This window comes from Nocardiopsis sp. iso_25, assembly GCF_056173305.1.
This window is the reverse complement of the sequence record NZ_CM149667.1, coordinates 6,352,741-6,367,468: the sequence shown is the minus strand read 5'-3', so window position 1 is coordinate 6,367,468 and position 14,728 is coordinate 6,352,741. Positions and strand designations below refer to the sequence as shown.

8 protein-coding genes are annotated in these 14,728 nt (G+C 74.3%); 7 read left to right on the top strand and 1 reads right to left on the bottom strand.

What is annotated here, in order from left to right; all coding sequences use genetic code 11:
* The first annotated feature begins 6 nt into the window (after positions 1–6).
* Positions 7–945 (top strand): ATPase, encoded by a 939-nt coding sequence (locus AC0VX6_RS27435; RefSeq protein ID WP_274975360.1) that lies wholly within the window; start codon positions 7–9, stop codon positions 943–945.
* A gap of 1,523 nt (positions 946–2,468) precedes the next feature.
* Complete coding sequence (locus tag AC0VX6_RS27430; protein ID WP_475466797.1) at positions 2,469–3,590, top strand: hypothetical protein; 1,122 nt, start codon at positions 2,469–2,471, stop codon at positions 3,588–3,590.
* A gap of 264 nt (positions 3,591–3,854) precedes the next feature.
* On the opposite strand, the gene AC0VX6_RS27425 is transcribed toward AC0VX6_RS27430, so the two are convergent.
* Entirely contained in the window at positions 3,855–4,598 is a 744-nt protein-coding gene (locus tag AC0VX6_RS27425) for a hypothetical protein (protein ID WP_274975358.1), read from the bottom strand.
* A 200-nt stretch (positions 4,599–4,798) separates the two neighbouring features.
* Here AC0VX6_RS27425 and AC0VX6_RS27420 point away from each other — a divergent pair, with 200 nt between their 5' ends.
* The 5 genes from AC0VX6_RS27420 to AC0VX6_RS27400 all read left to right on the top strand — a co-directional run bounded on the left by AC0VX6_RS27420 (position 4,799) and on the right by AC0VX6_RS27400 (position 14,701).
* A complete protein-coding gene (locus AC0VX6_RS27420; protein ID WP_274975357.1) occupies positions 4,799–7,591 on the top strand; it encodes a sigma-70 family RNA polymerase sigma factor in 2,793 nt (930 codons plus the stop codon).
* Positions 7,592–7,788: 197 nt separating this feature from the next.
* Positions 7,789–9,510: an NYN domain-containing protein gene (locus tag AC0VX6_RS27415; RefSeq protein WP_274978278.1), complete on the top strand. Its 1,722-nt coding sequence runs from the start codon at positions 7,789–7,791 to the stop codon at positions 9,508–9,510.
* Positions 9,511–9,539: 29 nt separating this feature from the next.
* On the top strand, positions 9,540–10,112 hold the full coding sequence (locus tag AC0VX6_RS27410) for a tetratricopeptide repeat protein (RefSeq protein ID WP_274978277.1): 573 nt from the start codon (positions 9,540–9,542) through the stop codon (positions 10,110–10,112).
* Positions 10,113–10,882: 770 nt separating this feature from the next.
* On the top strand, positions 10,883–13,465 hold the full coding sequence (locus AC0VX6_RS27405) for a ribonucleoside-diphosphate reductase subunit alpha (RefSeq protein WP_475466794.1): 2,583 nt from the start codon (positions 10,883–10,885) through the stop codon (positions 13,463–13,465).
* Between the two features lie 153 nt (positions 13,466–13,618).
* Complete coding sequence (locus AC0VX6_RS27400) at positions 13,619–14,701, top strand: ribonucleotide-diphosphate reductase subunit beta (RefSeq protein WP_274975355.1); 1,083 nt, start codon at positions 13,619–13,621, stop codon at positions 14,699–14,701.
* Positions 14,702–14,728: the final 27 nt, after the last annotated feature.

Below are 14,728 nucleotides of genomic sequence, written 5' to 3'. Positions count from 1 at the left end.
GGGACGATGAACGCCTCACAGACGCGGGCCCCGGGCGGGGCCTCCCCGGCCGGAGCCGCTCCGGCCGCCTCCGGGACGCGGCCGGTGCGCGGCGACCGCTGGGTGCGCCGCGTCGGTCGGGCGGCGCTGCGCCCGTTCCGGGCGGCGGACGAGGTGGCCGACACCATCGAGCTGGGGAGGCGGTTGCAGCGCCCCACCTCGACCGGGCGCCGGATCGTCGTGGACGACCTGGGTTCGGGCGCCGACGCGTCGGTGGTGACCGCGCTGGTCGCCCGCTCGCTGGCGCACTTCCGCCACGACCGGGTGCTGGCCGTGGACGCCACCGGCCGGGCACCGTCGCTGGCCGAGCGGCTGGGCCTGGACGAGCCCGGCGACCTGGGCGGGGTCGACCCCACCGGTTTCGAGTCGGTGCGCGCCAGTCTCAGCGAGGCCAACGAGCGCCTGTGGACGGTGCGGGCCGCCCCGGACGGGGCCGGGGCCTACATGTCCGGGCTGCTGCCGATCTCCCGGTTCTTCGGAGTGACCCTCGTGGCCGGTGAGTCGGGCGGTGCGTTCGTGGAGGCCGTCGGCGGGGCCGCCCACGCACGGGTGCGTGTGGTCCGCGCGACCCGGGAGGCCTCGATCCGGGTCGGGCGCGAGCTGGACCTGCTGGTCGCGGACGGTAGACAGGACGAGGTACGGCGGACCGTGGTGGTCGTCTTCGACGAGCGGCGGCGCGAGGACCGGGGGTTCGACGTGGCCCGCACGACCGGGATCATCGCGGAGAGCGGCGCGGGCGTCATCGTCCTGCCGCACGACCGGCACCTGGCCCAGGGCACGGTCGTGCGCCCCGGATTCATCCGTGAGGCCACCCACCGGACCGTTCAGTTGGTGGCCGCCGAGGCGCTGGACCGTTCGGTGGACGGCGCCGGTCCGGTCCGTGCCCGCGTCGAAGGAGGGGAGTAGCCGTGGAGCAGCGACCCGAGCCGGAACAGGGAGTTCCTCCCGGGGAGCAGGAGGCCCGGGACGAGAGCGACGGCCGGGGGAACCCGGTCGCGCCGCCGGACGCCGGGAACCCGACCGGCTGGCGGCCGGGGGCTCCCGCGCACGGGGACCCCGCTCAGGGGGATCGACAGCAGGCGCAGTGGGGCGGACCGGGACGGTACGCCGGGCCGGTGCACGGCCAGCCCGCGCCGTCCGGCGGTCACGACGCCCAGCAGTGGGGGAGCGGCGCGGCGCCGAGCGGGCCGCAGTGGTCCGCCGCCGGTCGGGGTTTCCCGGGTGGGGGTGCGGTGCCGAGCGGTCCGCAGTCCTCTCCGGGCGGGCAGTCTCCCCACGGTCCGCAGGGCGCGCCGAGTGGGCCGCAGCGGTCCGCCGCCGACCAGGAGGCCGCGCGGTGGCCGGAACCGGACAGGGGTGCGCCGTCCGGCGGCCAGCGGCCCCTTCCGCACACGCCGTACCCGGGGCAGGGCACGGCGCACCCGTACGGCCAGCAGGGGAGCGGCGCGGCGCCGAGCGGGCCGCAGTGGTCCGCCGCCGGTCGGGGTTTGCCGGGTGGGGGTGCGGTGCCCAGCGGTCCGCAGCCCTCCGCGGGCGGTCAGCCTCCCCACGGTCCGCAGGGCGCGCCGAGCGGTCCGCAGCGGCCCGCCGCCGACCAGGGCCTTCCGAGCGGCCCCCAGTACGCGTACGGCCAGCGGGGCGGGCCCAGCGGCCCCCAGCCGGCCCCGTCCGGCGGCTGGTTCCCCGACGCGCCCGGACACGGCCAGGGCACACCGCCCGGCGGTGTGTCGGGCTATCCGGGACCGGGAGCGCTTCCTCCGACGCCCTACGCCGTCGAGCCGCCGAGGCCGCACGAGCCCACCGGCCCCAACCGGGCGCCCTGGGCGGGCCACTCGGGGCCGCAACGGCCCCCCACCCCGCCCGGCGGAACGGCGACGCCGCGCACCTTCGCGCAGGACTCGATAGCCGAGGCCTTCCTGTCGGGGACGCCCATGCCCGCACCGCCGACCCAGCAGCCTCCGGCGCCTCCCGAGCAACCTCAGCAGCCTCACGGGCCCCAGCAGTACGGGCCCGGCCCAACGCAGAGCCCGCCGGAACAGCGGACACCGTGGCCGCAGCCGTCGCAGCGGCCACAGCCCCCGCGGCATCCGGGGCAGCAGGCGCCATGGCAGCCGCGGCCGGATCCGGCCGTGCCCGCGGACCGGAGCGCGTCGGCCGCGCCTCCGGCACCTCCCGCGATCCCGTCGGCCCCCTCGCGGCCGGAGCCGCCGCGCGAACAGGAGCGGACGGGCGGCCGGAGACCGCCGGGCGGACAGGAAGCGCCGCCGCACGGGGGCACGCCCTCCGGCACCCGGCCCCGGGAGGAGCTGCCGCCCGCCCGCGCCTGGTTCGGTACCACCTCTTCCTCCTCCGAGGCGTCGCGCCCGCCGGTACCTCCCGGCGCGACCCGCGAGCCCCGGCGGGTCGGTCCGCCGCGCCCGGCGGACCCCGTGACCGTCAACCCAGGAGACGGGGAGGACTCACCGGACCCGGACGCGGAGGAGACGGACGTCTTCCTGGTCATGGGCGCCGACCGGCGCGCCCGCAAGACGCGGGAGGAGGGCCCGGAGACCCCGTGGGCCGGGGAGAACACGGGCTCATCGGAGTTCTCAACGGCCTCGGAGACCTCACCGGACCCGGTCGCCCCCGAGGCCGCGCAGGAACACGGCTCTGCGCTCCACCGGGGCGCCTCCCCGTCCGCACCCGAGCCGGAGGCCGCGGAGCCCGGCCACCCGGAGGGAACCGATCCCTCTGCCGAGGGCCCCGAACCCGTGCGCCCCGACACGGACACCGTGCGCGTCCAGGCCCCGCCGACCGTGGACCCGGCCGACTCCTCGGACCCGGCCGCCCCCGTCGCGGGCATGGGCATCCGGCCAGCCGGGCCCGAGGCCGACGGCGCTCGCGGGTCCGGGGAGGCCGACTCCTCCGACACCGGCGGAGGAGCCGCCTCCCACAGCCCGGCCGCCTCCGTCGCCTCCGTGCCGGACGCCGGGACGGGGGAGCCCCTCCCGGAGGACTCCGGCCCCGTCGCCCCCGCCCGGCCCGCCGACGCGCCCCCCGAGGCGGGCACCGCCGTCAGCGGGCCCGCACCGCGGGAGGGCGGTTCCGCGGAGGCCGCCGGACCTCCCTCGCCGGGCGCCGGGCGGGGGTCCGCCCCTCCCGGAGCCGGGGAGCCGGGGCAGGCCGCTCCGTACTTCACCTACGGCGGCCGGTCACCGGAGCCCACCGGGTTCCCGGACATTCCGGCCGCGCCTTACGCGGGTGCGGGGCAGCCGGAACCCGGTCGGGGCGTCCCACGCACCGAGGGCCGCCTGGACCCGCCGACCCCGTACGCCCCGGCCGCGAACCCACCGTCAACGCAGGCCCCGGCACAGGCCCCCTCGGCACAGTCCTCCCCGGCACAGCCCTCCCCGGCACAGGGGATCGAATCCTGGATCGACGCCGTGGGGGACGCGCGCACCCCCGTGCAGGGCGGATACGAGCAGAGGATCGCCGCGGTGCGGAGCGTTCCGGCCTCCCCCTGGCGCCGGGCCGTCTTCGCGGTGACCGGAGGACGCCTCAACCTCGGATGAACCCGTGGTCGGGTGACGGCAGGGGGGAGGCGCGCCCGCCTCCCCTTGCGGACGCGCCTCCGGAGACGCCGTACGGCGCCCCCCATCCGCCGGGCCGGTTCACGGGCCGCCCTTCCACGGGCCAGAGAACCCGGACAACCCGGTCCGGCGGGCGCCGACCGTCCGGGTCCGTCCCCTCGGCGAAGCACCGGTCCGGTCGGCTCGGCCGTCCCGCGCCGGGCCGCTCAGGCCGGGGCCTCGCGGCGCTGGGACGGCGTCCTCAGGTCATCTCCTCTCCTCCAGCCCGCCGATCAGGGCCATCGCCTCCCCGTGGCTGGCGGGCAGGGGCACCGTCCACACGGCCGCCCCGTGCTCCCAGCAGGTCCCCCGGCGCAGCGCGTCCAGTTCGCCGTCCAAGTCCGCGGACTCGGGGGCCACCACCGCGATCCGCCCCCGGGCCAGCAGGCACACCGACTCCCCGCGCGTGAAGAACCCGCGCAGTTCGTGGCCGAGCACGATCAACCGCGCGGTGCGCCGCCACGGATCGATCCCCGGATCCAGCGCCACGACCACGAACCGGTGCCCCGATGCGGGCGGCGCCCCGGCGCCGGTGTGCCGGTACAGCTCACCCAGCCGGGTCCGCAGGTACTCCGCGGTGGCCAGGCCGGTCAGCGGGTCCCGGCAGGTGTCCCAGCCGCGTCCCGCGTCCGCCCACCCCTCGGCCAGCGCCCGGACCAGGACCGGCGGCGGGCTCCGCCACCCCGCCACCGAGGTGAACGCCGACAGGTCGTCCAGGCTCTGCCCGATCCCCACCCCCGAACGCGCCCGCGCCCCGCCCAGGAGACCGCAGGGACCGGCCAGGTCGTCCCCCGACGCGAAGGCCCCGCACACCGCGTCCACGGCGGGCGTCCACCAGCTCTCGGGCGGGTCCCACCCCGCCTCCCGGCTCCGCCGGCCCCACGGCGCGCGCAGTCCCCGGGCACGGGCCGTACGGTCGCGCGTCCCGGTCCTCACCTCGGCATCTCCCATGGCGTCGCTCCCGTCCGTCGGTCCTGCCGCGGAGGCGGGTCCGCGTCCGCTCGGCGCGTTCCGTCCTCCCTCACCCCTGATTACGGAGATCGGTGGCGGCTGTGACGCGAATGCGGGATATTTTTCGAGCACGTGTCCTCCAGCGCCGGACCGGGGCTCCTCCCCGGATCGCGGCGCACACTCCCCAGAAAGGACGCCGGGTGAACGACGTCCCCGACGATCACACAGAGACTCTGGTCGGTGACGGTGAGTTGATTCAGTGGGTGCGGGACGGCGACACCGGCGCCTACGCCACCCTCTACGAGCGCCACGCCGCGGCGGCGCGCGGACTGGCCCGGCAACTGCTGCGCGGCGAGGCGGAGGTGGAGGACGCCGCCGCCGAGGCGTTCACCCGCGTGCTCAGCGTCATCCAGCGCGGCGGGGGGCCGCAGGACTCCTTCCGCCCCTACCTGCTCACCGCCGTCCGCAACGCCGCCTACGACCGGGGGCGCGGGGAGAGGCGGCAGGTCGTCACCGACGACATGGAGAGCCTCGTCCCCGGCCAGCCCTTCGTCGACCCCGCGCTGGAGGGGCTGGAGCGCTCCCTCATCGCCCGGGCCTTCCTCTCCCTCCCCGAGCGCTGGCAGTCGGTGCTCTGGCACACCGAGATCGAGGGGGCCAAACCGGCCGAGGTCGCGGACGTGCTCGGCATGAAGCCGAACGGCGTCGCCGCCCTCGCCTACCGGGCGCGGGAGGGCCTGCGGCAGGCCTACCTCCAGATGCACCTGGCGGGCGGGAACGCCGCCGAGGCCTGCCGCCCGACCCTCGGCCTGCTCGGCGCCCACGTCAGGGAGGGGCTGTCCAGGCGCGACACGGCCAAGGTCGACCGGCACATGGACGGCTGCGCCGACTGCCGCGCGGTCTACGCCGAGCTGACCGACGTCAACGTCGGCCTGCGCGGCGTCGTCCTGCCGCTGGTGGCGGGCGCGGGGGCGGCGGGCTACCTCTCCGCCACCCCGGCCGGGGGCGCCTGGTGGGGGAGGATGTCGCGCCGCCAGCAGCAGGCGGCGGCCGGAGGCGCGGCGGCGGCCGGTGTGGCGGTCGCGGTCGCCCTGGCCCTGACCAGCGCGCCGGAACCGCTTCCCGAACAGCAGCCGCCCCCGGCGGCGGCCCCGTGGGAGCCTCCGGCACCGCCCGCCCCGGAGGCGCCCGGGCCCGCTCCGGACGCGCCGCGGCCCTCTCCTCCGGCCAACGACCGGCCGCGCCCCGACGCGGACGAGCGGCCCGAGCCCGCCGAGCCGGTCCCGGCGGTGCCCCCCGCCGACGTACCGGAGGAGGAGGTGGCGCGGGAGCCGGGGCCCCTGTTCGCCGCGGGGATCGACCCGGTCGGCTCCCTGCTCCCCGGCAGCGAGGGGATCATGGTCCTGGACGTCCGCAACATCGGCGGCGGCGCGGCCGAGGAGGTCGTCGCCCTGCTCACCCTGCCGCCGGGCGTGGAGATGGTCTCCTCCGGCGGTGCGGGCACCGCGCTTCCCACGGCGGCGGGACACGGCGACTGGAGCTGCTCCGCGGGCAGCGGGGGCGGCCGGTGCGTCCACCCGGGGATGGCGGCGGGGGAGGACGGCACCCAGTTCATCGACGTGCGCGTGGCCCCGGACGCCCAGGTCGGGGTTCCGGCGGCGGTGTCGGTGTCCGCGGAGGGCGTGACCGCCGAGGCGACGGGGGAGCGGGGCGTGAGCGCGCAGGGCGTCACGGCCCGCTACGCCACCGCGGGCCGGGTACGCGCCGAGAGCGTCGGTAACGCCCTGATGACCTGCGTCGAACCGGAGCGGAGGGGCCGCTGGCCGTGGCCGTGGTGGGACTGGCCGTACGCCCCCGACGTCCCCGACCCGCGCCCGCCGGGCCCCGGGACCGAGCCGCGCCCGGAGCCCTCCCCCGCTCCGGACGCCCCCGCCTCCCCGAGCCCGGAGCCGCCGGAAGCCGGGGCGACCACGGAGGAGGATGTGGTCCCTGGTCACCACGAGGGCGAAGGGGCTCCTGACGGGACAGCGGGTGCGCCGGACAACGATGTGCCCATGGAAACGGTGCGCGACCCGTTTCCCGGAGGCGCAGCGGGCCACGGTGCCCGCGGCCCGGCGACGGTGGCCCACGGCGCCGCCGGACCCCACGACACCCCCGGGTTCCACGACGCTCCCGAGGCACAGGACGGCCCCTGCGCCCGCGCCAGGCTGCGCCGGGGACCGCACCTGGACAACGACCACTGGACGATGGTCCCGCTGGACGCCGACGACGACCCCTCCACCACCTCCTCCAGTTCCGCGACCTGGGAACTCCCCGAGGGCGGCGTGGTGCGCTGGGCGGGGCTCTACTTCTCCGGGACCGGGACGCCCGACGCCCCCTCCGTCCGGGTCAGGGGCCCGGGCATGGCGGACTACCGCACCGTCGAGGCCACGGGCAACCGTGTCGCCGAGCTGCCCGGCTACCCCGCCTACCAGGCGTTCGCCGAGGTCACGGACCTGGTGCGGGCCCAGGGCGGTGGTCAGTGGTGGGTCGGCGACGCCCCCGTGCTGGAAGGCCGCGGCCACTACGCGGGCTGGAGCCTCGTGGTCGTGCTGGAGGATCCCCGGGTGGGCACCCGAAACCAGGTGATGGTCCTCGACGACACCCGGGTCTCCTTCCACGGCGACGGGGGCGGCCCCTTCGCGGTGTCGGGCCTGCTGCCCGCCGCCGTGCCCGCCCGGATCGACGTGGTGGCGTGGGAGGGCGACCCCGACCTGGGCGGGGACCGCGTGACCGTGGACGGCGCGGCGGCGGCGCCGGTCGGCGGCCACGGGCGGGCGGACAACGCGTTCACCGGATCCGCCCGCGGCGCGGTGGGCGACCCGCTCGCGTTCGGCACCGACGTGGTCCGATTCGACTCAGTACTTGGCCGGGAAACGGACATCCGAATCCTGACGGAACAGGACGCGGTGATGGTGGGGGCGGTGGTCCTGACGGCCCCCATGCGTAGTTGAGGCACGGGGTTCCACCCACCCCGTCCGGGCCTGTCCGGCCGCTGCGGAGCCCCGACCCCCTCCGGAAAACAGCCTCTACGTAGCAGGCCAATAACTCTGTGTATTCAGAAGGGGCACGCAAAACCAGACAGACTTGGCTAGGCTGTGGCCCGGTCATGGACATGGCCCAGAGACAACAGGGAAGGGGGTCGGTGCCAGTGGACCGCTGCGCGTTGTTCGTTGACGCGGGGTACCTCCTCGCGGACGGCGCGATGGCAGTGCACGGAACCCGCAACCGGGACTCCGTCTCCTGGGACTACACCGGTCTCGTCCAGTTCCTCAACGAGGTCGCGCGGGACCGCACCGGCCTGCCGCTCCTGCGCTGCTACTGGTACGAGGCGGTCGCCGACGACCGGCGGACCCAGGAGCAGGACGGCATCGCCGACATCCCCGGTATCAAGTTCCGCGGCGCGCGGATAAGGCCCGGCCGCCGCGAGGGCGTCGAGAGCTACGTCCAGCGCGACCTCACCACGCTGGCCCGTAGCGGCGTCCTGTGTGACGCCGTCCTGGTCAGCGGGGACGAGGACATGGCGCCGGTCGTCGCCGACGTACAGGACATGGGCGTGCGCGTCACCGTCGTGCACGTCTCCGTCGAGGGCAACTGGACCATCTCCCGGGCCCTGCGCCGCGAGTGCGACGACCTCATCGAGATCGGCGCGGGCCACCTGCGCCCGCACGTCAACCTGCTCTCCAGCGGCGGCTCCACCCAGGAGACCGCGGCCAAGACCACCACGCCGTTCTCCAACGGCCGCGCCCGCTCGGCGCCCGAGACCCCGAGGCAGCCCGTCGCGGCGGCGCAGCCCGGCGGCAGCCGGGTGGAGGCGGCCTCCTCGTCGGCCGTCGGCCTGGACGCGATGTTCGCCGGAACCGGCGGCCAGCCCGTCCCCCAGGGCAGCGCCATGGACCAGCTGCGCGCCATGCGCAGGTCCCTCGCCCAGCAGCGCGGCGGCGGGGACCACCTGGCCGGTCCGAACACGGACAACCAGCAGTCCGGCCCGATCGACGCCAACGGCTTCCCCTCCGGCGGCCAGGTCCCGCCGAACGTGGGCGGAAACGGCGCCTATCCGGGCGCCTCGATGACCGGGGGGCACCCGGCGCCGGGCGGCCAGGGGGGCTACCCCGTCACCGGGGGGCACCAGTCGCTGCGCGGGGCCGACCAGGGGGGCTACGGGCTGCCGGCGAGACAGGCACCGCCACCGCAGCAGCACATGACGGGGCCGCAGCAGTCCTTCGCCAGCGGAACCGGGCCACAGCAGTCCTTCGCCGGCGGGACAGGGCCGCAGCGCTCGTTCTCCCAGGAGGGGCAGCCCCTGCAACCGGGCCAGCACGGCCAACCGGGCCAGCACGGCCAGCCGGGACACGGCCAACCGGGGCACGCGCCACCGCAGAGGAGCGCGCCGCCCCAGGACCCCAGGTTCGGTCCGGGGGACAACCCCGGCTTCGGGGGTGCGAACGACGCAAACCCTACCTATGGGACCAGTACGGAAACTGACACCGCCCAACGCGGTGTGGCGGCCCCCTCCTACGGGGGACCGCAGCCTACTGGTCCCGAACACGACAGCCGGTTCTCCACCGGCGACCACCGGGAACCGCGTCCCAGTCCTGGATATCCCCAGCAGACGCGTCCCGCCACGCATACCGTTGACGAAGCGGTGCATGTTGCGCACAAAGAAGGGAACGACTTCGCGGAGTCGATCGCCCGCGAGGCGCCCGCCCTGTGGGTCGAGGCCGTCCTCGCCCGCAGGCCCCGGATGCCCTCCGACCTGGAGGCGCGTCTGCTCCAGGGTTCCTCGCTGCCGATCGACCACCTGTTGCGTGACGAGGTCCGGGACGGACTGCGCCAGGGGTTCTGGCAGGCACTGGAGCGTGCCAGGCCCTGAGATCCTTGCACGGGGAGTGCGAGTAGGTGATGGGGGCGATGCGGTTGACCCACGTGACGACGGCAGAACTCGACCGTTTGGAATTCCACGCCGTCCGGTCCGGTGAGCACGGACGGGTCGCCGCCCAGCTCATGGACCTGGCCAACCGGGTCGACGCCGGAAGCGAGATCTCCCGCGCGGAGCTGTTCGTGCGCGCGGGGGAGCAGTGGGAGATCGCCCAGGAGTTCGAGCGCGCCTGCTCGGCCTACCAGAGGGCGATCGACGACGGCGGCCCCACGGTGATCGACGCGCGGGCCCTCAGCGCCGGTGCGCTGCTGCAGCTGAACGAGGTCGGGTCGGCCTACGCCCACCTCAAACGCCTGGAGAACGAGGAGCCCCCGGGGCTCCAGACCTACATCCACGTCGCCGAGGCCCTGTACGCGCACGACGACCTGGAGGGCGCCGAGCGCTGGGCCACGGTCGGCGCACACCGCTTCCTCGGGCTGGACTCCTCGCCCTACGTCCACGACCTGCTGCTGGAGCTGCTGCGGATCCGGTTCCGCGTCCGCGTCGACCTGGGCCTGGACGAGGACGACCTGGACCGGCGGCTCGACGCCGGGTGAGGGCCGCGCCGCTTCCGTCCGCCCCCTCGGCCGGCGCCGGCCGAGGCGAGTGAGGTTTCCGACGTTTCCCCTCCCGGGGGTCGCGACACGCCCGGGACGACCCCGCCCGGAGCGCTTTTCCGCGGCGCCCCGGGGCCGCGGCCGCACGACCGGGTACGCCAGGTTCCGCGAAGCCGTGCGGCCCCCGTGCGCGGGCGTTGCGGGCCGACTGGGGCGGCGGCACGGGCGGGGCCGGGTGCGGACGGCCCCGGGGACGACCTAGGCTGTGTCGGGCCGCCTCAGGGCCGCCCCGGCGGGGCGCTCAGCCCCCGCGCAGACGGGCCTCCCAGAGCCCCTCATACCACGCCTCCAGGGTGTGTTCGACAATCGTCGAAGAACCTGAGAAACCGATGACACGCCATCATCTTGCGGTGTTCCAACGCACCATCCCCTAGATGTAGTATCTCTCCCGCTGGTGGTTCACCCCTCGGGGTGAGGCAGAGGGGACCCGGTGCGAGTCGGGCCGTCCCCGCAGCGGTGAGCGGACGAAGAGGCCGTCACAGGTACCGGGAACCCCCGCGGAACCCCCGGTGCCGTGGTCCCCGCGCACCCGCCACCGGTGATGCACACCTGAGTGTGTGCCGACGACGGGGCTTCGAGAACGAGCCGCCGCGGCCCGCCGACCGGACGACCGAGCGCACCCAGTGCGCCGGTCCGCCGGGAGCGCCGCGCGACCCTCGCTTCTCGTCCCCTCCCCGCCGGGACTCTTCTATCGAGGTTGGAGCCGCTGTATGACCCTTGACGTCGAGGCCGTGCCCGCATCCGTTCGGTCCAGCAAGGACGGCAACCCCCCCGCCGCCGTCGACCGGATCGAGCACGTCGTAGCCGAGGCCTGTGCGCGGCTCACCGGTGTTTCGGCGGAGAAGGTCCTCACCGAGGCCCGTCGCGGCTTCTACCCCGGCATCTCCGACGCCGAGGTGGAACTCGCCCTGGTCATGGCCGCCCGCAGCTTCGTGGAGGTCGACCCGGACTACTCCTACGTGGCCGCCCGCCTGCTGCTGGACAAGCTGCGCCGCGAGGCCCTCACCTTCATCAGCGGCGCCCCCGACGCCGCCGGGCAGTCCGAGATGGGCGAGCGCTACGCCGCCTACCTCGCCGCCTACGTCGGCCGCGGCATCGACCTCGGCCAGCTCGACCCGGCCCTGGCCAAGTTCGACCTGGCCCGCCTGGGCGCCGCGCTGCGCCCCGAGCGCGACGAGCAGTTCACCTTCCTGGGCATCCAGACCCTCTACGACCGCTACTTCCTGCACAGCGACGAGGTGCGCTACGAGCTGCCGCAGGCGTTCTTCATGCGGGTGGCCATGGGGCTGGCCCTCAACGAGGACGACCGCGAGGCCCGCGCCATCGAGTTCTACGAGCTGCTGTCCTCGTTCGACTTCATGGCCTCCACACCCACCCTGTTCAACTCGGGCACCGTGCGGGCGCAGCTGTCCTCCTGCTTCCTCACCACCGTGGGCGACGACCTCCAGGCCATCTTCCACGGCATCAGCAACAACGCGATGCTGTCCAAGTACTCCGGCGGCCTCGGCAACGACTGGACCCCGGTGCGCGGCCTGGGCTCGCACATCCGAGGCACCAACGGCAAGAGCCAGGGCGTCGTGCCGTTCCTGAAGATCGCCAACGACACCGCCGTCGCGGTCAACCAGGGCGGCAAGCGCAAGGGCGCGGTGTGCGCCTACCTGGAGACCTGGCACATCGACATCGAGGAGTTCCTCGACCTCCGCAAGAACACCGGTGACGAGCGCCGCCGCACCCACGACATGAACACCGCGAACTGGGTTCCGGACCTGTTCATGCAGCGCGTGGAGCAGGGCGGCAGCTGGACCCTGTTCTCGCCGGACGAGGTCCCCGACCTGCACGACAAGTACGGCCCCGAGTTCGCCGAGGCCTACGCCCACTACGAGGCCGAGGCCGCCGCGGGCCGGATCAAGGTCTCCAAGACCATCCCGGCCGTCGACCTGTGGCGGCGCATGCTGACCATGCTGTTCGAGACCGGGCACCCGTGGATCACCTTCAAGGACCCGTCCAACCTGCGCTCGCCGCAGCAGCACGTCGGCGTGGTGCACTCCTCCAACCTGTGCACTGAGATCACGCTGAACACCAGCGCCGACGAGGTCGCGGTCTGCAACCTGGGCTCGGTCAACCTGGCCCAGCACACGGGCCCGGACGGCCTGGACGCCGAGCGTCTGCGCCGCACCGTCCGCACCGCCGTGCGCATGCTCGACAACGTCATCGACGTGAACTTCTACACGATCCCCGAGGCGCGCCGCGCGAACATGCGCCACCGCCCCGTGGGCCTGGGCCTCATGGGCTTCCAGGACGCGCTGTTCAAGCTGCGCACCCCGTTCGCCTCCGACGGCGCGGTCTCCTTCGCCGACGAGAGCATGGAGCTGATCAGCTACTACGCCATCGAGGCCTCCATGGAGCTGGCCGCCGAGCGCGGCTCCTACGAGAGCTTCGAGGGCTCCCTGTGGAGCCGCGGCGTGCTGCCGATCGACTCGCTGCGCCTGCTGGCCGAGTCGCGCGACGGCGACCTGGACATGGACCGGGGCGAGACCCTGGACTGGGACTCGCTGCGCGAGCGCGTCAAGACCACGGGCATGCGCAACTCCAACGTCATGGCCATCGCCCCGACCGCGACCATCGCCAACATCACCGGCGTGAGCCAGTCGATCGAGCCGGTCTACCGCAACCTGTACGTCAAGTCGAACATGTCCGGCGACTTCACCGTGGTCAACCCCTACCTGGTGCGCGACCTCAAGGCCCGCGGCCTGTGGGACGACGACATGGTCTCCGCGCTGAAGATGCACGACGGCAGCCTGGGCGCCATCGACCGCGTCCCGGCCGACCTCAAGGCCCTCTACGCCACCGCGTTCGAGGTCGACCCCGAGTGGCTGGTGGACGCCGGTTCGCGCCGCCAGAAGTGGATCGACCAGGCCCAGTCGCTGAACCTGTACATGGCGGCCCCCAGCGGCAGGAAGCTGGACTCGCTGTACCGCCGCGCGTGGCGCTCCGGTCTCAAGACCACCTACTACCTGCGTTCGCAGAGCGCCACCCACGTGGAGAAGAGCACGCTCAAGGGCACCGACGGCCGCCTCAACGCGGTCGCCGCGACCCCCGCCGCCCCGGCCGCCTCGCCCGCGCCGAGCCCGGCCCCGGCGGCCCCGGCCCCGGCTCCGACGCCGAGCCCCGCGCCCAGCCCGTCCCCGAGCCCGCGTCCCGCCACCGGCGGCGCGGCCGACGAGGACGAGTTCGAGATCATCGACGGCCAAGCCTGCTCGATCGACGACCCCGAGTGCGAGGCCTGCCAGTAGCACCGGCGGCCGCGCGCCCCGTGCGGCGGCCGGAGGGCGGGGGCGGCGTCGTGCCGCCCCCGCCCTCCGGCGGGCCCCGGGCCGCGCAGGCGTCCGTCCCCTCCACCCAGCCACGACTCTTCCGGTACGTCCGGAGAACGGAAAAACCCCAGCATGACCGCAGTTTCCGAGAACAGCGCGAGCGCCACCAGCGGCCTCGGTGAGATCGAGCGCGACGCCGAGCGCGTCAACGTCGACGACAAGGCGATGATCAACGCCCGCGCCGACGTCAACCAGCTGCTCCCGCTCAAGTACACGTGGGCGTGGGAGAAGTACCTCGCGGGCTGCAACAACCACTGGATGCCCACTGAGGTCGCCATGCAGGCCGACATCGCGCTGTGGAAGTCCAGGGACGGGCTGACCGAGGACGAGCGCCTCATGCTCAAGCGCAACCTCGGCTTCTTCGCCACCGCCGAGTCGCTGGTGGCCAACAACATCGTGCTGGCCGTGTACCGGCAGCTCACCAACCCCGAGTGCCGCCAGTACCTGCTGCGCCAGGCCTTCGAGGAGGCGGTGCACACCCACACCTTCCAGTACATCTGCGAGAGCCTCGGCCTGGACGAGGGCGAGCTCTTCAACATGTACCGCGAGGTCCCCTCGATCACCGCCAAGGACGCCTGGGCGCTCAAGTACACGCAGAACCTGGAGGACCCGGAGTTCCGCACGGGCACCCCGGAGGCCGACCAGGCCTTCCTGCGCGACCTCGTGGCCTTCTACGTGATCTTCGAGGGCATGTGGTTCTACACCGGCTTCGCGCAGATCCTGTCGCTGGGCCGCCGCAACAAGATGGTCGGCATCGCCGAGCAGTACCAGTACATCCTGCGCGACGAGTCGATCCACCTGAACTTCGGCATCGACGTGATCAACCAGATCAAGATCGAGAACCCGCACCTGTGGAGCGAGGAGTTCCAGGCGGAGGTCCGGCAGATGCTCACCGAGGCCTGCGAGCTGGAGGTGGCCTACGGCCGCGAGACCATGCCGCGCGGCGTGCTCGGCCTCAACGCCGAGCTGTGCGAGAAGTACATGCACTTCATCACCGACCGTCGCGCCGAGCAGATCGGCCTGGCGCCCATCTTCGGTGAGACGGAGAACCCGTTCCCGTGGATGAGCGAGATGATGGACCTCCAGAAGGAGAAGAACTTCTTCGAGACCCGCGTCATCGAGTACCAGACCGGCGGCGGCCTGGACTGGGACTAGAAGAGCCGGAGGGCTCCCCTCCCGCCG

Coding starts and splice junctions, on each gene's coding strand:
- AC0VX6_RS27435 (WP_274975360.1), top strand. CDS start 7: ATGAACGCCTCACAGACGCGGGCCCCGGGCGGGGCCTCCCCGGCCGGA.
- AC0VX6_RS27425 (WP_274975358.1), bottom strand. CDS start 4,598: ATGGGAGATGCCGAGGTGAGGACCGGGACGCGCGACCGTACGGCCCGT.
- AC0VX6_RS27410 (WP_274978277.1), top strand. CDS start 9,540: ATGGGGGCGATGCGGTTGACCCACGTGACGACGGCAGAACTCGACCGT.
- AC0VX6_RS27405 (WP_475466794.1), top strand. CDS start 10,883: ATGACCCTTGACGTCGAGGCCGTGCCCGCATCCGTTCGGTCCAGCAAG.
- AC0VX6_RS27400 (WP_274975355.1), top strand. CDS start 13,619: ATGACCGCAGTTTCCGAGAACAGCGCGAGCGCCACCAGCGGCCTCGGT.